This is a genomic window from Vibrio sp. Vb0598 (assembly GCF_033338935.1).
Lineage (GTDB): Bacteria > Pseudomonadota > Gammaproteobacteria > Enterobacterales > Vibrionaceae > Vibrio > Vibrio alginolyticus.
This window is the reverse complement of record NZ_JAWOTP010000022.1, coordinates 50,396-71,878: the sequence shown is the minus strand read 5'-3', so window position 1 is coordinate 71,878 and position 21,483 is coordinate 50,396. Positions and strand designations below refer to the sequence as shown.

General features: G+C 45.0%; 20 protein-coding genes. 15 read left to right on the top strand and 5 right to left on the bottom strand.

Annotated features, from left to right (window positions below; genetic code table 11):
* The first annotated feature begins 2 nt into the window (after positions 1-2).
* The 10 genes from vscY to R7Q38_RS19040 all read left to right on the top strand — a co-directional run bounded on the left by vscY (position 3) and on the right by R7Q38_RS19040 (position 9,716).
* Complete coding sequence (vscY, locus tag R7Q38_RS19085; RefSeq protein ID WP_239938696.1) at positions 3-344, top strand: type III secretion system chaperone VscY; 342 nt, start codon at positions 3-5, stop codon at positions 342-344.
* On the top strand, positions 328-2,454 hold the full coding sequence (vcrD, locus tag R7Q38_RS19080; protein ID WP_086013006.1) for a SctV family type III secretion system export apparatus subunit VcrD: 2,127 nt from the start codon (positions 328-330) through the stop codon (positions 2,452-2,454). The genes vscY and vcrD overlap by 17 nt, the downstream gene beginning before the upstream one ends.
* Positions 2,454-2,867, top strand: a complete 414-nt coding sequence (locus R7Q38_RS19075) for an LcrR family type III secretion system chaperone (protein ID WP_053304394.1) — start codon at positions 2,454-2,456, stop codon at positions 2,865-2,867. The genes vcrD and R7Q38_RS19075 overlap by 1 nt, the downstream gene beginning before the upstream one ends.
* Before the next feature lie 60 nt (positions 2,868-2,927).
* On the top strand, positions 2,928-3,212 hold the full coding sequence (locus R7Q38_RS19070; RefSeq protein WP_005395092.1) for an LcrG family type III secretion system chaperone: 285 nt from the start codon (positions 2,928-2,930) through the stop codon (positions 3,210-3,212).
* 10 nt (positions 3,213-3,222) lie between these two features.
* Positions 3,223-5,046: a virulence-associated V antigen gene (locus R7Q38_RS19065; protein ID WP_275667451.1), complete on the top strand. Its 1,824-nt coding sequence runs from the start codon at positions 3,223-3,225 to the stop codon at positions 5,044-5,046.
* Between the two features lie 12 nt (positions 5,047-5,058).
* Complete coding sequence (gene vcrH / locus R7Q38_RS19060) at positions 5,059-5,544, top strand: SycD/LcrH family type III secretion system chaperone VcrH (RefSeq protein ID WP_005377258.1); 486 nt, start codon at positions 5,059-5,061, stop codon at positions 5,542-5,544.
* A 7-nt stretch (positions 5,545-5,551) separates the two neighbouring features.
* Positions 5,552-6,751 carry a type III secretion system translocon subunit VopB gene (gene vopB, locus R7Q38_RS19055; protein ID WP_005377260.1) on the top strand — a complete coding sequence of 400 codons (1,200 nt, stop codon included), beginning with the start codon at positions 5,552-5,554 and terminating at the stop codon, positions 6,749-6,751.
* A 10-nt stretch (positions 6,752-6,761) separates the two neighbouring features.
* Positions 6,762-7,766, top strand: coding sequence for a type III secretion system translocon subunit VopD (gene vopD / locus R7Q38_RS19050; RefSeq protein ID WP_005377262.1), 1,005 nt, complete (start codon positions 6,762-6,764; stop codon positions 7,764-7,766).
* 353 nt (positions 7,767-8,119) lie between these two features.
* Complete coding sequence (locus R7Q38_RS19045) at positions 8,120-8,485, top strand: hypothetical protein (RefSeq protein ID WP_017821699.1); 366 nt, start codon at positions 8,120-8,122, stop codon at positions 8,483-8,485.
* 259 nt (positions 8,486-8,744) lie between these two features.
* On the top strand, positions 8,745-9,716 hold the full coding sequence (locus R7Q38_RS19040) for a TAXI family TRAP transporter solute-binding subunit (RefSeq protein WP_005388171.1): 972 nt from the start codon (positions 8,745-8,747) through the stop codon (positions 9,714-9,716).
* Positions 9,717-10,009: 293 nt separating this feature from the next.
* Here R7Q38_RS19040 and R7Q38_RS19035 read toward each other — a convergent pair whose 3' ends face one another.
* The 5 genes from R7Q38_RS19035 to R7Q38_RS19015 all read right to left on the bottom strand — a co-directional run bounded on the left by R7Q38_RS19035 (position 10,010) and on the right by R7Q38_RS19015 (position 14,907).
* A complete protein-coding gene (locus R7Q38_RS19035) occupies positions 10,010-10,780 on the bottom strand; it encodes a sulfite exporter TauE/SafE family protein (RefSeq protein ID WP_047102688.1) in 771 nt (256 codons plus the stop codon).
* An 81-nt stretch (positions 10,781-10,861) separates the two neighbouring features.
* Positions 10,862-11,377 carry an adenylate kinase gene (locus tag R7Q38_RS19030; protein ID WP_158156518.1) on the bottom strand — a complete coding sequence of 172 codons (516 nt, stop codon included), beginning with the start codon at positions 11,375-11,377 and terminating at the stop codon, positions 10,862-10,864.
* Between the two features lie 279 nt (positions 11,378-11,656).
* Entirely contained in the window at positions 11,657-13,183 is a 1,527-nt protein-coding gene (locus tag R7Q38_RS19025) for a tripartite tricarboxylate transporter permease (RefSeq protein ID WP_239938692.1), read from the bottom strand.
* Between the two features lie 19 nt (positions 13,184-13,202).
* On the bottom strand, positions 13,203-13,697 hold the full coding sequence (locus tag R7Q38_RS19020) for a tripartite tricarboxylate transporter TctB family protein (RefSeq protein ID WP_005388179.1): 495 nt from the start codon (positions 13,695-13,697) through the stop codon (positions 13,203-13,205).
* A gap of 238 nt (positions 13,698-13,935) precedes the next feature.
* Positions 13,936-14,907 (bottom strand): tripartite tricarboxylate transporter substrate binding protein, encoded by a 972-nt coding sequence (locus tag R7Q38_RS19015; RefSeq protein WP_005388181.1) that lies wholly within the window; start codon positions 14,905-14,907, stop codon positions 13,936-13,938.
* Between the two features lie 265 nt (positions 14,908-15,172).
* Here R7Q38_RS19015 and R7Q38_RS19010 point away from each other — a divergent pair, with 265 nt between their 5' ends.
* From R7Q38_RS19010 to acnD, 5 genes are all read left to right on the top strand, one after another.
* Positions 15,173-15,571, top strand: a complete 399-nt coding sequence (locus R7Q38_RS19010; protein ID WP_017633774.1) for a GFA family protein — start codon at positions 15,173-15,175, stop codon at positions 15,569-15,571.
* Positions 15,572-15,835: 264 nt separating this feature from the next.
* A complete protein-coding gene (locus tag R7Q38_RS19005) occupies positions 15,836-16,549 on the top strand; it encodes a GntR family transcriptional regulator (protein ID WP_005377279.1) in 714 nt (237 codons plus the stop codon).
* 12 nt (positions 16,550-16,561) lie between these two features.
* A complete protein-coding gene (prpB, locus tag R7Q38_RS19000; RefSeq protein WP_005388185.1) occupies positions 16,562-17,458 on the top strand; it encodes a methylisocitrate lyase in 897 nt (298 codons plus the stop codon).
* Between the two features lie 132 nt (positions 17,459-17,590).
* The gene (gene prpC / locus R7Q38_RS18995; protein WP_005377283.1) at positions 17,591-18,733 is read left to right on the top strand and encodes a 2-methylcitrate synthase; all 1,143 of its coding nucleotides are present in this window, start codon (positions 17,591-17,593) and stop codon (positions 18,731-18,733) included.
* 156 nt (positions 18,734-18,889) lie between these two features.
* Positions 18,890-21,481: a Fe/S-dependent 2-methylisocitrate dehydratase AcnD gene (gene acnD / locus R7Q38_RS18990; RefSeq protein WP_054579505.1), complete on the top strand. Its 2,592-nt coding sequence runs from the start codon at positions 18,890-18,892 to the stop codon at positions 21,479-21,481.
* Positions 21,482-21,483: the final 2 nt, after the last annotated feature.

Here is a 21,483-nt window from a genome sequence, read left to right as displayed (position 1 = left end):
ACATGTTGAGATCCAAAGACATTGAACTCTTACTTGTTCACGCTGCGCTACAAGTTCAATACCAAAAGCCAGAGCATGCCATTTCTATTCTCGATGCGGTTCTAGAAATAGAACCGCATCACAAAGAGGCGATGCAAACACTTGCTGTGGCGTGTTTACAAAGTGGTCGATATACCCGGACGATTGAGGTGTGTGAGCACTTATTAAAATCCGACCTTCATCCTGACTCGGCAGGACTCTGGTTTTGTTTAAGCCAAGCGCGTTGGAAACAAAATGACGTCGATGGGGCACGCCAAGCGCACCTACGCTATCTGCAATCTTTAAATAGTGAATCACATGAATAAGTTGATCGATATTCTAAACAAAGTAGGGCAACGCAAAGACATCATGCTTGCGGTGATGTTACTCGCGATCGTCTTTATGATGATATTGCCACTTCCTACCGCACTGGTGGATGTGCTGATTGGCACCAACATGAGCATTGCGGTGGTGCTGCTTATGTTAGCGATTTACATCACCACGCCACTTGAGTTCTCTGCATTTCCTGCGGTGCTATTGATCACGACATTGTTTCGTCTGTCTTTATCTATCACGACAACCCGCTTGATCTTGCTACAAGGCGATGCTGGTCAAATCGTTTATACATTCGGTAACTTCGTTGTGGGCGGTAACTTAGTGGTCGGTATTGTTGTGTTCCTGATCATTACCATTGTTCAGTTTATGGTGATCACCAAAGGCTCAGAAAGGGTAGCAGAAGTTAGTGCGCGCTTCTCACTCGATGCGATGCCTGGTAAGCAGATGAGTATTGACGGTGACATGCGTGCTGGAGTAATTGACGTACACGAAGCTAGGCACCGACGATCACTGATTGAAAAAGAAAGCCAAATGTATGGCTCGATGGATGGCGCGATGAAGTTCGTTAAAGGCGACTCCATTGCGGGTCTGGTCATCATTGTGGTCAACATCTTAGGTGGCGTCACGATCGGGGTAACGCAAAAAGGCATGAGTGCTTCTGAAGCACTTGAGTTATTTGCGATTTTGACCGTTGGTGATGGTTTGGTGTCGCAGATCCCGGCACTCTTTATCGCGATTACCGCCGGTATTATCGTGACGCGTGTTTCTCATGAAGACTCTTCTGATCTTGGATCGGATATTGGTGGGCAGGTGATTGCTCAGCCACGAGCACTTCTTATTGGTGGTGTGCTTTTGGTGCTGTTCGCACTCATCCCTGGGTTTCCAAAAATCACTTTTCTGGTCTTGGCCGCCGTGGTTGGTGGTGGTGGTTTCTTCCTTTTCTATCAACAGAAAAAACAAGCGGAATCAGATAGCACCGACTTATCAAGCTTTGTTTCGCAAGGGGCCGGTTCGCCAGCAGCGAAGCCAAGCAAACCCACGCCTTCTAGAAACAGCAAAGGTAAGTTAGGTGAGCAAGAAGAGTTCGCCATGACGGTCCCGCTGTTGATTGATCTTGACGCGAGCCTTCAGGAAAGCTTGGAAGCGGTCGCATTAAATGAAGAGCTAGCAAGGGTTAGACGCGCACTATATCTTGACCTAGGCGTGCCTTTCCCAGGCATCCACCTGCGCTTTAACGAGGGGATGCAAAATGGCGAGTACTTAATTCAGTTACAAGAAGTCCCGGTTGCACGAGGACGAATTGTTAAAGACCAACTCTTGGTGACAGAAGGGAATGAACAGATCGATTTATTAGGCGTGCCTTATGAGCAAGATGAAGATTTTCTACCTGGTATTTCTAGCATTTGGGTGGCGCAGAGTTATGAGCAAAAACTCGTAGCCAGTCATGTCGGTTTTCTCACACCCGACAGGATTTTAACGTACCACTTGTCTCATGTTCTTAAGGAGTACGCACAAGACTTTATTGGTATTCAGGAGACGCGTTATCTGTTGGAGCAGATGGAAGGCAGTTATTCGGAGCTCGTTAAAGAGGCCCAGCGTATTGTTCCGTTGCAAAAAATGACGGAAATCTTGCAACGCTTGGTTTCTGAAGACATTTCTATCCGAAACCTTCGCGTGATCTTGGAAGCGATGGTTGAGTGGGGCCAAAAAGAGAAAGATGTTGTACAGCTGACGGAGTACATTCGTTCTAGCTTAAAACGTTACATTTGCTACAAATACGCGAGCGGACAAAACATGTTGCCCGCTTACTTATTGGATCAAAATCTCGAAGACACGATACGCAGCGGTATTCGTCAAACCTCAGCAGGGAGTTACTTGGCGTTAGATCCGTCAGTAACGCAACAATTTGTCAGTGATGTGAAACAGACCATTGGTGACTTAAGCCGCATGCCGAACAAACCTGTGCTAGTTGTGTCTATGGATGTACGCCGATATGTGCGAAAGCTTATTGAATCGGAATACTACGATCTGCCCGTTTTGTCATTTCAAGAACTAACCCAGCAAATCAATATTCAGCCACTTGGAAGGGTGGGGATGTAATGAAAACAAAACTAATACTCTCGCTGGCGCAAGCGGGGATCGAAGTGACGCCATACTTTTGGCAACAAAGTGAAATTCAACTTGGTTATCGAATTGAAGTTGAAGGCTTAGAGCTCGTTTTTCGGGTGGAGGACGGTGAAATCATCATCGTTCTTCTGAAACGCGTTCGTCCAAAATTGGGGTTGAGTAACCCCTTTGCCGGCTTATTTCTCTTGGCTGAACATGCCATTCAACTTTATCCCTCCGATTGGGTCATTCGCGGCAACGTCGATGTGTTACGTGGTAGCAACATGAGCAGCCAGCGATTGGCACAGTTCTATCTAAAAGCATGCGGTGCAAGCCATGATGAGCTAGACGACTGGTACTGTTTACGCCTAGCAGATTATAGACCTTTGAAAAAGTTGAAAAAGTAAAAACTCACGACTGTTACTGACAGCACCGATGAGATGACCCGCTTTAAGATAGGAATCAAGATGAAGCAACCGTTTACCGATGCGATTGAGAACGCTGAGCTTGCCATTAGAAAAGCTGAAGACAGAACCGATATTTTTAACGAGCTATTGGAAGGCTTAGGTGTTGGTCCTGTTGCGGGTGATGTTTTACTTGGCGGCATAAAAGCACCAGTAGATACCATGAAACGTGCAGAGCAAGAGCTAATAGACGAAGTCCAGCGCCGCCGGCAACAACAAAATCAGCTACAAGGTACGTCAGGTAAACGCAGAAAGCGTCCCACAGTGATGCGCGGCATGATGATTTAGAGGTTTGGAAATGACGAATATGAAAACGACTGGCTCTACGACAGGAGCAACAGACACAGCTGCGAGTAGTGCACCATTACCCACTTTCCAACAAAACTTGATAGAGGCATTTACCCCTGTACTGGGTGAAGCAGAGACTCAGCAACTTGCCTCTCTAATCTCTTCATTGCCAACTATCTCGGGACAAACGGAATCACAAAGCATCGCGCTTTATGTTGATACACTTGAAAGCCTAAAAGCGAAAAATAACGCGTTTGCTGGTATATCATTGACCGACACCGCATCTGTCTGGATAAAGTCGCTACAAAGTTCTAACTCAGATGGCGAATTAACCGCAGCCGAGTTTAATGCTCAAACAAACCAAACGCTATCAAATCAGTTTCAGGCTTGGTTTAGTAAGTTACTGACGGAAAACGTAGATAGCTCGTTGTCTACTGAGTTTGTTAGTCAATTTAATCTGGGCACTCAGAGTAACCAAGCGGAGCAGATCGCCAACCTCTCCGAGACAGGTCTGGCTAATGCCACCAAAGAAATTTCTCTTTTTGTTGCAGAGCTTGCTAATCAAATGGGCTCCCGTGAAGTGAGAGATGCTTCTATTTCTTTTCTTCGCAATGCCTTTAGTAGTTTAGGTTCCGTTAATCTCGCGCAGCTGAAGAGCTCGGATTTTCTGTTGACTAAAGAGAGTTTCGCTCTTCAAGTCTCAGCTCAATTAAAAAGTAGTTTTCAAGGCATCGGTATTACTTTAAGCACCGATGACGCAAGTGCGCTAGCTAGCAGAATTACCTGGACTCCTGGTATTTCTAAACAGCAGCTTAAAGAAGCGTTAGATGAAATGGCCGCTCAAGTGAAAGGCCAATATAGTGCAGCTTATGGTGAGGCGACTGGAACGAACAATCTAAAAGCAGCACTTAATACTGTCATTGGTGGAACTGAGCCTTTGACCCTTTCTAGTCTGTTCGCCAACTTCGCGGTGAGTTTAACAAATATAGAAATCGACGACTTTTACCAGGACAGAGCGATAGCCGATGTCCAAAAGACACAAATAACGGCAGCTCAAGTTAATTTGATCAAAGAAAACACCGAACGAGATATCCGATTACAGTTTGAAAAAATAGTAAAAGGTGAATCTACCGGGGCTTCATTTACTGAGCGATACGAGGCATTGCGCAAGAACTTAGGGGCATTGAAAGAGCGTCTACTCAATATCACCGATAAAGAGAAAGCGGATCGCGAGGTGAGAGCAGAGCACTCTCTAACGGCTCGTGATTTGTTGGCCGTTGTTGAGTCCAGCATTGGAGACCGTTTTGATGAGCAAGTGCTGCTTGCACTAAATGAGCGTCGTGTTAACCGTTTAGAGAAACGTAATGACCAGAAAGAGGCATTAGAGGATCTCACAATACAGCTTAAAGTTTTTGGTGTTGTGCAATCAAAAATTCACTCTACGCAAAGTGTTGATGGGGTTTATAAACCGGGATATCCAGAAAGTAACTTCAAAGCGAGTGACTTTAACTACAGCAATCAAACGGATTTTGAAGCTTCACCTGAGTACAAGTATTTGACGGATAATAAGATAACAAACCATCGAGACTTCCTTCAAACACAAGGTATTACTATCGGTGATGGTGCGTCGTACCAAGACGAAGAGAAGTCGAAAAAACTGTCTAATTTTTCTAGTTCTGTCAGTGCTAAATCCAAGTTGCTTAACGATGAAGTGCAAATCAAAACCACTGAGCTGAACGACACCAGTTCTCAATACAACTCGACCGTTGAAGCGATGAACAAGTTTGTTCAGAAGTACCACAGTATTTTACAAGAAATCCTACGAGCCATTTAAGGATAACCAACCATGACTAAAACAAACGCGACCGATCCATCTCAAATGCAAGCAGAAGAACTGCTGTCTTTTTTGGAAGAGGGAGGCACGTTAAAAATGTTGCACGATGTGTCTCAGGACACCATCGAACATATTTATGCCGTAGGTTACAACTTTTTCCAATCGGGAAAGATTGAGCAAGCAGCGAAAGTATTTCAATTACTCAGCATGCTTGATCATTATCAGGCGCGATTTTTCATTGGCCTTGGCGCGGCTCGTCAGGAGTTGGGTGAGTATCTGCAGGCAATAGACGCCTACAGCTACGCAGCGCTAGTGGACGTAAATGATCCACGCCCACCTTTTCACTCTGCTGAATGTCACCTTAAACTGGAACAACTGACAGAAGCAGAGAGTGGGTTTTACAGCGCGAAGGAGATGTCTGCCGGAAAATCACAATATGCAGATTTGCATGAGCGTGCAGGCATCATGTTAGAAGCGGTGAGAAATAAAAAGGAGTAATTAGACTATGAGTTCTATTGCACTTGACCGCATCCAGACACAGGTTTATAGCCCTGAATCTGGCCAAGCCACGTTAGATAACGTGCAGAAAACGGCGTCTACAGCGACGCCTTCTGTGACGGTAGAAAACGTGAAGAGTAAAGATGCAGATGTACTGAACACCGGAAAAGTAAAAGTTCAGTTAGATGCACCTAACGCAGCTGTTAGTGACAAAGTGAATGATTTGACGCTAAAAGCCATGGCACAGCTGCAAAAGATCGTCGATACCATTGCAAAATCTCTCCATGCAGTTGCAGACCAAACAGGTTCGATTGCCGTCAAAATCATCGCAGGATCTGCTGATGATTTTGAAGTAGAGCTTGCTGCTATCACGGATAAACTGAAAAGTGCTCAAAACGAGCTGAAAATTCAGGAAGTGAAGGTCGCAAAAGCTAAGCACGAAAAAGAGATGGTGGAAAACCAAGACAAAATCAAAGAATCGGAAGCCGCTGCAAAAGAAGCCCAAAAATCAGGCTTAGCAGCGAAGATCTTTGGTTGGATCAGTGCGGTGGTTTCTATTGTTGTTGGTGCCGTAATGGTGGCAACGGGTGTTGGTGCAGCAGCCGGTGCACTTATGATCGCTGGTGGCGTCATGGGAGCAGTGAGCATGGCGTTGCAAGAGCCAGCCGTTCAAGATGCGCTAAAAGAAGCGGGCGTAAATGTCGATGTGCTAAACAAAGTCGTAATGGCATTAGAAATCGCCGTCGCGGTTATTGGAGCTGTTGTGACGTTTGGTGGTGCAGCAGCTGGCGGTATCGCGAAACTTGCAGCAAAAGGTGCTGGTAAGGTAGCTCAAAAGGTCACGGAAATCGCTACGAAAGCCGCTGCAAACATGGCGAAAGTGGCGGATATGGGCACAAAAGCTGCGACAACAACAGCGAAAGCGATTCGTTATGGCGCAGAAACCGTCGATCTTGCCGTCAATGTGGGTAAAGGCGCAACGGACAGTGTCCATGCTGCTAACAATGCTCACGTAACAGAGATTCAGGCTGATATCACAGACCTTCGAGCCAAAATGACGTTAAGCCAGGCTGTCATTGATAAGCTCAAAGAAGAGATTGGTAAGTTGATGGAAGACTTCCAAGAGCTGATGAGCCTCATCATGCAAATGATTCAAGCGAAAAGTGAAACTATGCAAACGGTGTTAAGCCGTCCTGCAACGGTATAAGGAGTTTATTATGCTAGATAAAGTAGGCGGAACGGGTCGTGGTGAACTATACGGTTTAGGCGATACCATTAAAACCAACAAAGCAGAAAAAGCGCCGGAAACAAAGCTTGAAGCGGGTGCCGTTAAAAGCCAAAGTGAGTCAGGTGTTTCTGGTGCAGCACGCTACCAGTTAGAGACGCCTAAAGCTCCTACAGTGAGTAACCAAGCTCAAGTTGTTGCAAACTTAATGAGTGCTCTTGCGCCGACGGTGAGCTCATTAATGAGCACAACGATGAAAGCGCTTAACGGTGAGGAGGTGATCAAGTCACCATCAGATGCGGTATCACAATCGTTGACGCTATTAACATTGTTGTATCAAGTATCAAAGCTGAGCCGTGAGCAGCAAGTGCTACAACGTGAAATTGCTGTTGAAGCAAACGTCGCGAGTTTAGAAAGCCAAGCGGCAGAACTAAACAACTCGGCAAGCGCAATGATCGCGATGGCAGTCGTTTCGGGTGTATTAGCGGGTGCTACCGCAATTATTGGTGCCCTTGGTTCTTTCAAAGCAGGGAAAGAAATCAAGAATGAAATGGCGAGCAATAATGTACTGAAAACGCAAAAAGCTGGCTTCGATCAAGCAGAAGAGTTATTAAATAACAATAGCTTGTCTAAAACTCAGCAAGATCAGGTTAAGCGTGCGCACTCACTAGCGAAAGACAATATCGCAGACACGACAGCGCAGCTGACAAGTGGTGGCCGTAAGTTCGATAAGTTGATGAGCTCAAACCAAGCGAAGAACGCGATTCTTCAAGCTTTGGGCCAGATGGCAAACTCAGCATCGAATGTAGAGCAAACCAAAGCGCAAGCGCGCAGCAAAGATGATGAAGTACAAGCGACTCGCGCACAAGCAGCCAAACAGAAAGCCGATGAAAACATTGGTTTCCAAGAAGGCTTATTGAAAGAACTACGTGACTTGTTCCGATCTATCTCAGATAGCCAGAACCAAGCGTGGCGAGCATCAGTCCCAACGGTGTAACCATCCGTTTCACTAACTACAAAGCGTTGTTTATACAACGCTTTTTTTATTTCAGCTATCTAAACTAGATACGGATATTTACTGGGTGATTTGTTTGTAAAGCAATATAACGTAGTGAGTTACATTGCATAAAAGTTACTGTTTTTGTTGAACTCAGCTCAAAGCTAACAACTTCATAGTAGCCTTGTTGCGTAAAATTAAGTTAAAGTGCCATTATTATTCACAAAAAGTGTGTTTAAGAATTTTTTGTAGTGAAGGGTGTAATTAGATACTCAATAACAAAATATGGTAGTTCGACTGGTGAGTATTTGGGAACAGAATTATATAAAACTCAACTTAATAAGTAGTCGAAGATGGAAGATATCAGTTTAGCATCAGATTTAGTGATTTATCTGACTACGGTTGGAATTTTAGGTATATTTGCTTGGTTTTTGTTTGTTATTTATTTGAAATCCAAGTGGTTGAAGTATCTTGAAGATGCTCTTGATAATGGAGTTCGATACTACACTCTGAATATATTCTTATCAGGTCACGGAGTACTACAATATGGAACTGTTTTTCTGAGCACTTTTCATGCGAAACGATATAAAATGTTAGAGAAGAGGGATAAGGTTCCAATTCATATTCAACGATTGTTTGTTCTCTCATTCGTATTATTTATTTCAAGTACATCATGTCTTCTGGCTGGAGTTATAACTCATCATATTTATATAGAATAAAGGTTATTTAACAAGATTATAGTAATTTGACCTGAGTATTTCTATTTAATAGATAATTTAGAATGGACATATCAGTCTAAAGATTTAATTTTCTAGACTATACGGTTTACGCTTATATAGAGCCATTATATAACGGCAGAATATGCCAATAAAATGGTGATTACTAAGCTAACCGCCAAGGATGAGAACTCAAACGTTATCAAATTGTTAACGATTGCTATACTTAAACGGTCATCAACACAAGTAAAAGGGATGTTCAATGTTTAAGTTTAAGCAAATCGCACTTGCGGCTTCTTTGGCGGCACTCACAACAGGCTTTTCTGCGTCTGCGGAGGAAACGTTTGTCACGATTGGTACCGGTGGCGTAACAGGGGTTTATTATCCGACTGGTGGCGCTATTTGTCGCTTGGTTAACAAATCGCGAGAAGATCACGGTATCCGTTGTTCGGTAGAAAGTACTGGGGGATCGATTTATAACATCAACACTATTCGTGCTGGTGAATTGGACCTTGGTATCGCGCAATCAGACTGGCAGTATCATGCTTACAAAGGAACCAGTAAGTTTGAAGAAAGCGGGCCTTTTAAAGAGCTACGCGCCGTATTCTCCGTTCATCCAGAACCGTTTACTGTCGTTGCACGTAAAGACGCGAACATCAAAACTTTTGATGACTTGAAAGGTAAGCGCGTCAACATTGGTAATCCTGGTTCTGGTCAGCGAGGTACTATGGAAGTGCTAATGAACCAGTATGGTTGGAGTAACGACGACTTTAAGCTTGTCTCTGAGTTAAAAGCAGCAGAGCAATCAAAAGCACTTTGTGATAACAAAATTGATGCGATGATTTATACCGTTGGTCACCCAAGTGGAGCGATTAAAGAAGCCACTACGTCGTGTGATAGTAATATCGTAACGGTAGCTGGACCTAATGTAGAAAAACTGGTTGCAGACAACAGCTTCTATCGTGTCGCAAATGTCCCAGGTGGTATGTATCGTGGCACAGATAGTGATGTTCAAACCTTTGGTGTGGGCGCGACGTTTGTTTCTTCTACTGCTGTACCAGAAGATGTGGTTTATAACGTGGTTAAAGCGGTATTTGAAAACTTCGATGATTTCCGCCGTCTCCACCCAGCGTTTGCAAACTTGAAGAAAGAGGAAATGGTAAAAGACGGTTTATCTGCGCCTCTTCACCCAGGTGCGCTCAAATACTACAAAGAAGTAGGGCTGATTAAGTAAGCGGTACTTTCTCTTATTATTGATGTAAAACGCCATCTTTCTCGAACAATGCCACTCGTTTAACTGCGAGTGGCATATTTCTATTTCTCGTCATCCTGTACAGCGACGAAGGAGCGTGATACAGGATCTTCCATCCGAGCACTTTGTGATCAAAATGGTTTCATTAGCCGCTCAGTGTCGTGTTATTAGATTCCTAACCTCGCTGGAGTGACACAAAAAATCGTTAAGCCATCTGCATTAATCTTTCGCGCTGGCGTTTTTGTAGGAGTGCTATCCACTTGTACAAGTTTTGCTTAAACATAAACATCAATGAAAAAGTAAATAGTGATGAGAATAGAAGAAAGAGCAACAAACCCTTTAACATGATTGGGATTCAGTTGACGAGATACACGAGCTGCAAGATACCCACCTACCAACGTACCGACCAAAACAACACTACCTGTGTGCCAGTCAATGGAGCCATTGGCAACAAAAATCACGATAGCAATGAGTGAAACACACGTAGATACGAGCAATTTCAAACCGTTCATTAAATTAATGTCTTGGTGGCCAGCTACTACCAGATAGCTCAGAACAATAACCCCTAAACCTGCGTTGAAAAAACCACCGTAAGCAGAGACACCAACAAGTAGTAAACCCAACGCGATTGCTCCGAGTATGCCAGCATGTTTGTGCTCTTTCGCGACAGTTTTGATTAGCATTGTTAAACGAGAACCGGTGAGAAAAAGCACGGTGGCAAATAAGAGTAACCAAGGGATGGCTTCCATAAATAGCGATTCTGGCGTGTTGAGCAACAGATATGCTCCGACAGCGCCGCCGACTAAACTGAATGAGACTGTGAACAGCAGTTCATGCTTGTTCTTCATGATCTCTTCTCTGAACCCGACGGCTCCACTAATGTAACCCGCACATGAAGCATATGTGTTTGTTGCGTTAGCCATAATAGGAGGAACACCAACTGCCAATAGAGCCGGAAAAGTAATAAAGCTTCCGCCTCCCGCTATGGAGTTAATGATCCCACCAATTACGCCAGCAATGAATAAAAGTGAGAGTTCTAAAAGCATAAACAATCCTTGTTATGTTCTTTTTCATTGTTAGAGCTTCAGATGATCTAACCTACATGCTCTAATGTTCTGATATGAGGTTTACTTTACCCGCTCTAAAACAAAATTGTTCAGTTCTGTAACGTTTTTGATGACATGAACGGCTTTACTTTGAGAGTACCCTTCGAGGCTATACATAAAGTCATCATTCCAGAATGCGGGGCATTGCTGAAGAACTTTGTAGCTTTGTAACGTTCCTTTCAGTACCGAACTACCATCAGGCCAACCTTCAGGTTTTATGAATAGTCCTTTAAGGAGACGTTTCGTGACAAACCAATAGCTTACGGAGTATGGTAGATCAATATAAATGAGAGTATCGGCTGCATCTAAACGAGCGTTGAAAGAGCTGATCGGTCCAAGGCCATCTATAATCCAACGATCTGAGCTTAGTATATTGCTATGGGCTTCATCAAAAACGTTACGCTCGACGGGATCACCGTTTGGTTTATAGACTATTGAATCTAATTGATGAAGAGGAAGACCGGTAGCAGACGCGATTGCTTTACTTACCGTCGATTTTCCACTGCCGGGTTTACCAAAAACTGCTATTTTTTGCATTGTGACCGCCTCCAAGAGAGCTTTTCCCATACGGTAGAGACAGAAAACCCACCGCTATGGGTGGGTTCGATAAATACTGAGCGCATCAAAAAATCCCACCATTCCTATGGAATGATGATAATTCGTTGGTTAAGTTGCGCTAAGTTTGTATTCATACAATCACCTTCATATAACGACAGTGATTTGTCAATACCATCTGCACAATAAGCGAACGATTTGGAGGGCGGAAGATAAAGCCATCACGATGGATGGCTTTATCTAGGTTGAAAGAGACAGCGATTACTGCTCAACGCTGACTGGCTGTGCTTTAAACTTTTGAATCAGCTTTACGATTAGTGGACTTGCCAATACCAATACAGCTAAAACAGTAAAGGTAAGGGTAATAGGACGCTCCCATAGGAAACTCAGTTCTCCATCTGAAATCATTAATGCGCGGCGTAAGTTCTCTTCCATTAATCCTCCAAGGATGAAGCCCAGCAATAAAGGTGCGAGCGGGAAGTTAGCGAGCCGAAGTGCAATGGCAGCCATAGCCACAATCAGCATCACGAACACATCCATAGTGTTAAAAGAGACCAAATAAACCCCGGTGATTGAGAAGAATAAAATCATCGGTAGAAGCACCGTTCTTGGAACCGCCAAAAGCTTTGAAATGTACGGAATCAATGGTAAGTTCAGGATCACAAGTACGATGTTGCCGAAGTACATGGAAATGATCACTGACCAGAACACATCTGGGTGTTCAACAAATAGGCGAGGGCCAGGTTGAATACCATAAGCGATCAGCGCACCGAGCATTATTGCTGTTGTACCAGAGCCCGGAATACCAAGCGTTAATAGCGGTACAAATGAACCACTAGATGCTGCATTGTTCGCAGACTCTGGCGCAACCAAACCACGGATACTGCCTTTACCGAACTCATCCTTTTTCTCTTTAGGTGCGAGGTTGCGCTCCATACCATAGCTTAAAAAAGCAGCAATGGTTGCCCCTGCGCCAGGAAGAACGCCAGTGAAGAAACCTAATATTGAAGAGCGAATTGAAACAGGCGCAGCATCTTTGATTTCTTCCTTGGTCACTTTCATTGAGCCAATGTTGCTCAGCTTTTCTTGTTCTTCATCGCTGGTGTCTTTTGATGGTTTAAGGATGCCCATCAGTGTCTCACCCAGTGCGAATGTCGCCATTGCAAGCAACAAGAAGCTAAAGCCATCCATTAAATCCGTTAAACCGAAGGTAAAGCGTTCAACGCCTACGCCTTTATCGATTCCAACTGTAGATAGCATCAAACCAAGAATGGTCATCATCCACGCTTTGATTACCTGACCTTTCCCCGCAAAAGCCGCGACTGCTGATAACCCAAGTAGCATCAACGCAAAATAGTCCGACGATTGGAAGCTAAGGGAGACGCTAGCCAATGCTGGTGCGGCAACAAGCAACATAATGGCAGATAGCGTACCGCCAGTGAAAGACGAATAAGCTGCCAAAGCTAATGCTTTACCTGCCTGGCCTTTTTGAGCCATTGGGTAGCCGTCGAATGCTGTGACCACGGTTGAAGAACAACCCGGCGCGTTAATTAAAATCGACGATGTAGAACCACCAAATACCGCACCGTAATAAACACCCGCCATTAAAATAAGGCCAGAGGAGGGCTCTAGGCCATAAGTAATTGGGATCATCAAAGCAATGGCTGAGATCGGCCCAAGTCCAGGTAACATGCCGATAAATGTACCGACGAAGCAACCAACGATCACCATCATAATGTTCATTGGCATTACTGCGGTGGATAAACCTTGTAGAATTCCATCTAACATAATTCAGTCCTTTCTTTGACTACCAGATGGTGAAAATCAAACCCGGTTCGAGATAGATGTCCAAACCTTGAGTGAGTAATAAGTAGAACGCGATCACGAATGGAAACGACGCGCCAAACAGAACGGGTTTACGTCTTTCCCCGAGCAGATAAAAGCCAGCCAATAAAAAGAAGCCAGTAGCTATCACAAAACCTAAGTAAGTCAGGCCCACGCCGTAGAGCGCCATTAAAATTAAAAAGGCAATCAGTAACTTCCAATTGAAGGTCAGCACTGCGCCACTTTGTTTATCTGGTTGTCCTGTCACCAGCAATAGCAAAGAAAGGCCGACACCAACGTAAGTCAGGATGGTTGGCAGAGTACGTGCGGTGAATGGTTCATACTCATCACCTGGAAACAATGGAATTTGTGAGGTTTGATAACCGTAGCAAAGACAGAAAAGTAGAAAGATCATTGCGCCGACGCGGTCACGACAGAGCAAATACTCTTTGGTGAAAAAGTTGGTTGAACGAGGCATATTCAACTCCTAACAAAAGTAAAAAAGACCGCATATGGACGTCAATGAATAAACTAAACCATTAACAATTAAGCATTTCGCTGCTAGTCGAGCCGCTTTGGGTATATAAACAAAGGAGTGTGCATGTCGATTGTCGACAATGTCCATATGCGGTGAAACTTAGAGTGCAAATACAATGGGGAAATACCAACCTACGTTATTCATTGAGGTTGGTATCTGAGGGACCCCAATTCGATTGTTACTTCAGGAAGCCTAACTCGCGCATTAAGTCACCCATCTGTTGCTCTTGATCTTCAAGAAACGCGAAGAATGCTTTATCCGCTTTATAGTTGTCGATCCAACCATTGCGGTCTCGAACGACTTGCCATTCGTCGGTGTTATACATTTTAGTAAATGCGGCATTCCATTCATCTAGCTTTTCTTGGCTTGTGCCTGGTGCTGCAAAGAATCCACGCCAGTTAGCAAAGACAGTTTCATTACCATATTCGGTGAGAGTTGGAATGTTAGGCGCAGCTTCTAAACGTTTTGGTGCTGTAATCGCTAACACTTTCACTTGCCCAGACTTAGACATTTCGAGTACTTCACCTAGCCCTGTAGAGAGCAGTTGTGTTTCGCCTGAAAGTAGGGCTGCCATGGCTTTTCCACCTGCATCATAGGCAATGTAACGAACTTTTCGCGCATCAAAACCTTCACCTTTGAAAGCTGCTGCTATAACCAAATGATCCATAGAACCACGAGCAGAGCCACCAGCAACCTTCACCTTACGTGGGTTTTCTTTAAAAGCTTTAACGACATCTTCCCAAGAGCTATAAGGAGAATCGGCTGATGTAACAATGGCGCCATAATCGGCAACCGTTGCGGCAACAGGAGTCAAGTCGCGGAAAGATTGTGGGAAGATCCCACTGAGCGAGCGAACGACGATCGGTGTTGAGTTCACCATGAGTGTATCTTCTTGACGATCAGCCGTTTCAATCAAATGTGCGATTGCTTTGCCACCGCCACCACCAGATAGGTTTTGAAATGATACGGTTTCGACGATGTCTGATTTTATTAATACATCACCAGTACCTCGGGCGGTCATGTCCCAACCGCCACCGGCACCTCCAGGGATAAGAAAGTGCATTTTTTCAATATCTGCAGCAAGAGCGTTGAATGAAAATGAAGCTGCGATGATTGAAGCTGCGAGCGTTGGTTTGAGTACCTTTAACATGTTCACGTTCCTTATGTTAGCGACTCTATTTAGTTGAGCCTTATTGTTTTTGCTCAGTTGTCATGCCTTGTAAGCGTTAAAGCTGAACTTGGTGTAAAGGTTAATTAAGTGTTAAATATCTGTCTGTAAAAGAGATATAAAGAGAATATTGAGCATTTCGGTTATTTTGTTCATAAAGTTCACGGCGAGAAGTTGGTGTTAGGTCACGCGGCTTTACGCTTTGGTAGGCCATAATAAAATGACGGAAATGAACGAGGAAAAGAGAATGAAAGGGACGTGTTTGTGCGGGGCAATTGAAGTCATCGCTGAGGTTAAAAATGAGGTTAGCCTGTGCCATTGCTCGATGTGTCGAAAATGGTCGAGTGGCGCACTTCATGCGGTGCATTGTGGGCCTAACGTGACGTTTAAAGGTGGCGAACCTAAACGTTATCAGTCGTCAGACTGGGGAGTGAGGGGGTTTTGCGGTGAGTGTGGCACAAACCTTTTCTACCATTTGTTGCCGACAGGTGAGTACATTCTTTCCGCTGGTTTGTTCGATAACCCAGATTTCAAACTCACTTTAGAGATTTTTACCGATGAAAAGCCAGCTTATTATGACCTCAATTCCGCTTCACAAAAGATGACTTCGCAACAAGTCTTTGATCAATTTGTACCTAAAGAATAGTTTTTTATCCGATTATTGTTCGACAGCTGAGCTTTTAGTTTTTAGATCATAAGCTTAAAGGTTTATAAGTTGTCGACAATATGAGTTCCCCATTCTTTATTTCTGCTAAAAACGGCACTTAATAGGCATTTTAGGCCCATTTAAATTACGACCTTAGTCTAAATTGTCGACAATTTACTTGATTGTCGACACTTTGATCGACTACTTTATATTCAGGTTAAGAAATTGTAGACATTTCGATGTCGGTAACAAGAGTATCTGAATATGAACTCTGAGTTGAAAGCTCGTTATAAAGTGCTGGGTTCTGAGAAAGAACACACCAAATCCGAAACGCTGACCGAAACACTCATTGAAGTCATTGTTAATGGCGACGTGAAGCCTGGCCATAAGATATCAGAGCCTGAGCTAGCAAAGAAATATCAAGTCAGTCGTGGGCCTTTGCGTGAAGCATTGATGCGCTTAGAGGGGCTAGGGCTCATCGAGCGAATTCCTCATGTTGGGGCTAGAGTGACCACTTTTTCTCCGGAAAAGCTGATAGAACTTTATGCCGTTCGAGAAGCATTGGAAGGCATGGCGGCAAGGTTAGCTGCGCGACACATTACGCAAGAAGAGCTCTTAAGCTTGGAAATGCTATTGTCGACACATTCCAAGCATATAGACCAAATGGAAGGCGCGTCTTACTTCCATCAACATGGTGACTTTGATTTTCACTATCGCATCATCCAAGCGAGCAGAAACAGTAAGTTAATATCTCTGCTGTGTGATGAACTCTATCACTTATTACGGATGTATCGTTACCAGTCGCCACGTGCGCAATCTCGCCCGAATGAGGCGCTCACCGAACACAAATTCATTTTGGAAGCCATTCGCAATCGCGATGAAGAGCTTGCAGAAATGTTGATGAGAAGACACATATCAGGAAGTCGAAAGCTCATCCAATCTCAAATTATACATACAGAAAGTTTAGACAAAGACTAGAAGGAATTCGTCATGAGCTTAACACCGGGAGCGAAATTCAGACTCGCCATTGAACAAAATAATCCACTACAAATTGTCGGCACTATAAACCCGTATTGCGCCATGATGGCAAAAAACTTGGGTCACCAAGCGATCTACTTGTCTGGTGGCGGTATCGCAAATGCGTCATACGGATTGCCGGATCTCGGTATCACAACATTAAACGACGTTTTGGTTGACGTTGACCGCATCACTAACGCATGTGATTTGCCTCTTTTGGTTGATATCGACACGGGTTTTGGCGGTGCATTTAACATTGCTCGCACGATCAAAGCGATGGAAAAAGCGGGCGCGGCAGCGGTGCACATGGAAGACCAAGTCGCACAGAAACGTTGTGGTCATCGTCCGAACAAAGCAATAGTCAGCCAGCAAGAGATGGTTGATCGTGTAAAAGCCGCGGTTGATGCACGCAATGATGAAAGTTTCGTGATTATGGCTCGTACTGACGCGTTAGCTGTTGAAGGCATGGACAGCGCAATCGAGCGCGCGATTGCGTGTGTGGAAGCTGGCGCAGACATGATCTTCCCCGAAGCGATGAACAAGCTGGACCAGTACCTTCAGTTTTCAAATGCGCTTGAGCAAGCGACCGGAAAGCACGTTCCTATTCTGGCGAATATTACAGAATTTGGCGCGACACCGCTGTATGGCTGCGATGAGCTAGCGAAAGCAAAAGTGGACATGGTGCTTTATCCATTAAGTGCGTTCCGTGCCATGAACAAAGCTGCTGAAACGGTCTACAAACATTTGCTAGAAGTGGGTAATCAGGAAGCACTGGTTGATTCGATGCAAACACGTAAAGAGTTGTATCAGCACCTGAATTACCACGACTACGAAGACAAACTTGACCAGTTATTCTCTGAAGGGAAATAGCGGGGGAAAAGCAAAAATAAACGGAAGCCCAAGAAAAAGATAATCGGAATTTATCTCATCTAATAACGTGAAATTCGTTTGGCTAAAAACACCCCAGAGAGGGAAAAGTCAGACAGAAAAGGAGTTCAAACAATGTCTCAAACTGCAGAAAAGAAAGCAGAATTAGGTGGCGCAGGCCTTCGTGGTCAAAGCGCAGGAAGCACAGCTTTATGTACTGTCGGAAAAACGGGAACTGGTTTAACTTATCGTGGATACGATATTACTGATCTTGCGAACAACGCACAGTTTGAAGAAGTGGCTCACCTTCTGTTACGCGGTCACTTGCCGAATCAACAAGAACTCGATGCATACAAGACACACCTACTCAGCCTTAGAGGTTTGCCAGCCGAGCTAAAACAAGCTTTAGAGTTAATTCCTGCAAGCGCACACCCAATGGACGTAATGCGCACGGGTTGTTCTGTATTGGGTAACCTAGAGCAAGAAATGAGCTTCGAGGAGCAACTGAAAGCAACCGAACGTATGCTAGCCTTGTTCCCTGCCATCATCTGTTACTGGTACCGCTTTAGTCATGATGGCGTGCGTATCAACACCGAGGATCAGACTGAAGATTGCATCGGTGGTTACTTCTTACGATTACTTACAGACAAAGCGCCATCTGCGCTGCACAAACAAGTGATGCATTGCTCGCTCATTCTTTATGCTGAACATGAGTTTAATGCTTCTACATTCGCAGCACGCGTTTGTGCATCAACGTTGTCAGACATCCATTCTTGTATCACGGCAGCAATCGGTACGCTTCGTGGGCCACTTCACGGTGGTGCGAACGAAGCGGCGATGGAAATGATTGAAGATTGGCAAACGCCCGACGAGGCGGAAGCGAACATCATGAAAATGCTAGCCAATAAAGACAAGATCATGGGCTTCGGTCACGCGATTTATCGTGAAAGTGACCCTCGCAACGCCTTAATAAAACGATGGTCCAAAGAGCTATCGAAACAAGTTGGTGATACTCATCTATATGCGGTTTCTGAGCGTGTTGAATCAGTGATGAAGCGAGAGAAAGGTCTGTTCTGTAATGCGGACTTCTTCCATGCATCGGCTTACCACTTCATGGACATTCCAACCAAACTATTTACCCCAATCTTTGTGATGAGTCGTTTAACGGGCTGGGCTGCACACGTTTATGAACAGCGTGCCAATAACCGTATTATTCGCCCAAGTGCCGATTATACGGGCCCAGATCATCAAGAATGGGTGCCTATCGAGAATCGCTAGCGCGAAGGTCAACGAGGGCATTATATGCTTTGGTTGACCATCTCCTTCCTTTGTCATTCTCTCTAACAGAGGAAGGAGATCCTCTCATCACTGTGTTTCTGGAGCAATGGAAAACCTTGATGAAGGCAAGATGTAAAGACTGAATGGAAGCAAACCATGAACACAAATATTAATACTCAATATCGTAAGCCGCTTCCGGGAACTCAACTGGATTATTTTGATGCACGCGAAGCCGTCAATGCCATTTCTCCTGGAGCCTATGAAACACTCCCTTATACCTCTCGCGTGCTAGCTGAGCAACTGGTCCGCCGCTGTGACCCGAACACATTGACAGATAGCCTGAAACAGTTAATTGAACGCAAACGCGATCTTGATTTTCCTTGGTATCCAGCACGCGTTGTTTGTCATGACATTCTTGGTCAGACCGCTCTAGTCGATTTAGCGGGTCTGCGCGATGCCATTTCAGATCAGGGCGGTGATCCTGCAAAAGTGAACCCAGTGGTTGAGACACAATTGATCGTTGACCACTCTTTAGCGGTTGAACATGCGGGCTTTGACCCTGATGCCTTCGACAAAAACCGCGCGATTGAAGAGCGCCGTAATGAAGACCGATTCCACTTTATTGAGTGGTGTAAAACAGCGTTTGAAAACGTCAGCGTGATTCCAGCTGGGAATGGCATCATGCACCAAATCAACTTGGAAAAAATGTCTCCTGTGGTACAAGCAAAGCAGGGCATTGCCTACCCAGACACCTGTGTGGGTACGGACAGTCACACGCCTCACGTAGACGCTCTTGGTGTTATTGCGATAGGTGTCGGTGGTCTGGAAGCAGAAACCGTCATGCTTGGCCGACCATCAATGATGCGTCTACCAGATATTGTCGGTGTCAAACTGACGGGTAAACGTCAACCGGGCATTACCGCAACGGATATTGTCCTTGCGATTACTGAGTTTCTGCGTAATGAGCGTGTGGTATCTTCATATCTTGAATTCTTCGGAGAAGGCGCACGTGATCTAACGATCGGAGACCGCGCAACGATTTCAAACATGACACCAGAATACGGCGCAACAGCTGGCATGTTTTATATTGATGAGCAGACCATCAATTACTTGAAACTAACTGGTCGAGATGAAGAACAAGTTGCTTTAGTAGAAAATTACGCAAAACAAACCGGTCTTTGGGCAGACGATCTTGATAGCGCCGTTTACGAGCGCGTACTTGAGTTCGATTTATCATCAGTTAGCCGTAACTTGGCTGGTCCGTCAAACCCTCATCGTCGTTTACCAACTTCTGAGTTGGCACAGCGCGGCATTTCTGGAGCGTGGGAAGAGAAAGAAGGCGAGTTGCCAGATGGTGCAGTGATCATCGCTGCTATTACCTCATGTACGAATACTAGTAACCCAAGAAACGTGGTTGCTGCTGGTCTTGTGGCGAAGAAAGCCAACGAACTTGGTCTTGTACGTAAACCTTGGGTGAAATCGTCTTTTGCTCCGGGTTCTAAAGTTGCACGCTTGTATCTGGAAGAAGCGGGCTTATTACCAGAGCTAGAGAAGCTTGGCTTTGGCATTGTTGGTTACGCATGTACAACTTGTAACGGTATGAGTGGTGCGCTGGATCCAAAAATCCAACAAGAGATCATCGACCGTGATTTATATGCGACAGCGGTGCTTTCTGGTAACCGTAACTTTGATGGTCGAATCCATCCGTACGCCAAACAAGCTTTTTTGGCTTCACCACCATTGGTTGTCGCTTATGCGCTGGCCGGTACGATTCGTTTTGATATCGAGCGCGATGCACTGGGCACTGACCAACATGGCAAACCAATTTACTTAAATGATTTGTGGCCAAGCGATGAAGAGATCGATGCAGTTGTCGGTACTCATGTTAAACCTGAGCAGTTTAAGCAAGTTTACATTCAGATGTTTAAGCTGAATGATCAAGAGCAAAATCCCAACCCGCTGTACGACTGGCGTCCGATGAGTACCTATATCCGCCGACCACCGTACTGGGAAGGTGCGCTAGCGGGAGAAAGAACATTGTCTGGCATGCGTCCATTGGCGATTCTGGGCGACAACATCACCACTGATCACTTATCACCATCCAACGCGATTCTCGCAAGCAGCGCAGCAGGTGAATACTTAGCGAAAATGGGTGTGCCAGAAGAAGATTTCAACTCTTACGCGACTCACCGTGGTGACCACTTAACGGCGCAACGCGCGACCTTCGCTAACCCAAAGTTGTTCAATGAAATGGTGAAGGAAAACGGCGAAGTCGTGCAGGGATCTCTGGCGCGTGTAGAGCCAGAAGGGCAGGTGGTTCGTATGTGGGAAGCGATTGAAACCTACATGAATCGTAAACAACCATTGATCGTGGTGGCTGGCGCGGATTACGGTCAGGGGTCATCCCGTGACTGGGCAGCAAAAGGCGTTCGACTGGCAGGCGTAGAAGCCATTGTTGCTGAAGGCTTTGAGCGTATTCACCGTACTAACTTGGTTGGCATGGGCGTACTACCACTGCAATTTAAGTCGGGCGTTAACCGCAATACGCTAGAGCTGGATGGTACGGAACTTTACGACGTGGTTGGAGAAATCAAGCCGGGCGCTGATTTAGCGCTGGTTATCACACGCAGCAACGGCGATAAAGTCGATGTTCCGGTTACTTGTCGCTTAGATACCGCTGACGAAGTTCACGTGTACAACGCAGGCGGTGTTCTGCAGCGTTTCGCGCAAGATTTCTTGGCACAATAAGG

What these genes read in the sequence shown, in the direction of transcription:
- vscY (WP_239938696.1), top strand. Translation starts at nt 3, where the DNA reads ATGTTGAGATCCAAAGACATTGAACTCTTACTTGTTCACGCTGCGCTA.
- R7Q38_RS19075 (WP_053304394.1), top strand. Translation starts at nt 2,454, where the DNA reads ATGAAAACAAAACTAATACTCTCGCTGGCGCAAGCGGGGATCGAAGTG.
- R7Q38_RS19070 (WP_005395092.1), top strand. Translation starts at nt 2,928, where the DNA reads ATGAAGCAACCGTTTACCGATGCGATTGAGAACGCTGAGCTTGCCATT.
- R7Q38_RS19065 (WP_275667451.1), top strand. Translation starts at nt 3,223, where the DNA reads ATGACGAATATGAAAACGACTGGCTCTACGACAGGAGCAACAGACACA.
- vcrH (WP_005377258.1), top strand. Translation starts at nt 5,059, where the DNA reads ATGACTAAAACAAACGCGACCGATCCATCTCAAATGCAAGCAGAAGAA.
- vopB (WP_005377260.1), top strand. Translation starts at nt 5,552, where the DNA reads ATGAGTTCTATTGCACTTGACCGCATCCAGACACAGGTTTATAGCCCT.
- vopD (WP_005377262.1), top strand. Translation starts at nt 6,762, where the DNA reads ATGCTAGATAAAGTAGGCGGAACGGGTCGTGGTGAACTATACGGTTTA.
- R7Q38_RS19045 (WP_017821699.1), top strand. Translation starts at nt 8,120, where the DNA reads ATGGAAGATATCAGTTTAGCATCAGATTTAGTGATTTATCTGACTACG.
- R7Q38_RS19040 (WP_005388171.1), top strand. Translation starts at nt 8,745, where the DNA reads ATGTTTAAGTTTAAGCAAATCGCACTTGCGGCTTCTTTGGCGGCACTC.
- R7Q38_RS19035 (WP_047102688.1), bottom strand. Translation starts at nt 10,780, where the DNA reads ATGCTTTTAGAACTCTCACTTTTATTCATTGCTGGCGTAATTGGTGGG.
- R7Q38_RS19030 (WP_158156518.1), bottom strand. Translation starts at nt 11,377, where the DNA reads ATGCAAAAAATAGCAGTTTTTGGTAAACCCGGCAGTGGAAAATCGACG.
- R7Q38_RS19025 (WP_239938692.1), bottom strand. Translation starts at nt 13,183, where the DNA reads ATGTTAGATGGAATTCTACAAGGTTTATCCACCGCAGTAATGCCAATG.
- R7Q38_RS19020 (WP_005388179.1), bottom strand. Translation starts at nt 13,697, where the DNA reads ATGCCTCGTTCAACCAACTTTTTCACCAAAGAGTATTTGCTCTGTCGT.
- R7Q38_RS19015 (WP_005388181.1), bottom strand. Translation starts at nt 14,907, where the DNA reads ATGTTAAAGGTACTCAAACCAACGCTCGCAGCTTCAATCATCGCAGCT.
- R7Q38_RS19010 (WP_017633774.1), top strand. Translation starts at nt 15,173, where the DNA reads ATGAAAGGGACGTGTTTGTGCGGGGCAATTGAAGTCATCGCTGAGGTT.
- R7Q38_RS19005 (WP_005377279.1), top strand. Translation starts at nt 15,836, where the DNA reads ATGAACTCTGAGTTGAAAGCTCGTTATAAAGTGCTGGGTTCTGAGAAA.
- prpB (WP_005388185.1), top strand. Translation starts at nt 16,562, where the DNA reads ATGAGCTTAACACCGGGAGCGAAATTCAGACTCGCCATTGAACAAAAT.
- prpC (WP_005377283.1), top strand. Translation starts at nt 17,591, where the DNA reads ATGTCTCAAACTGCAGAAAAGAAAGCAGAATTAGGTGGCGCAGGCCTT.
- acnD (WP_054579505.1), top strand. Translation starts at nt 18,890, where the DNA reads ATGAACACAAATATTAATACTCAATATCGTAAGCCGCTTCCGGGAACT.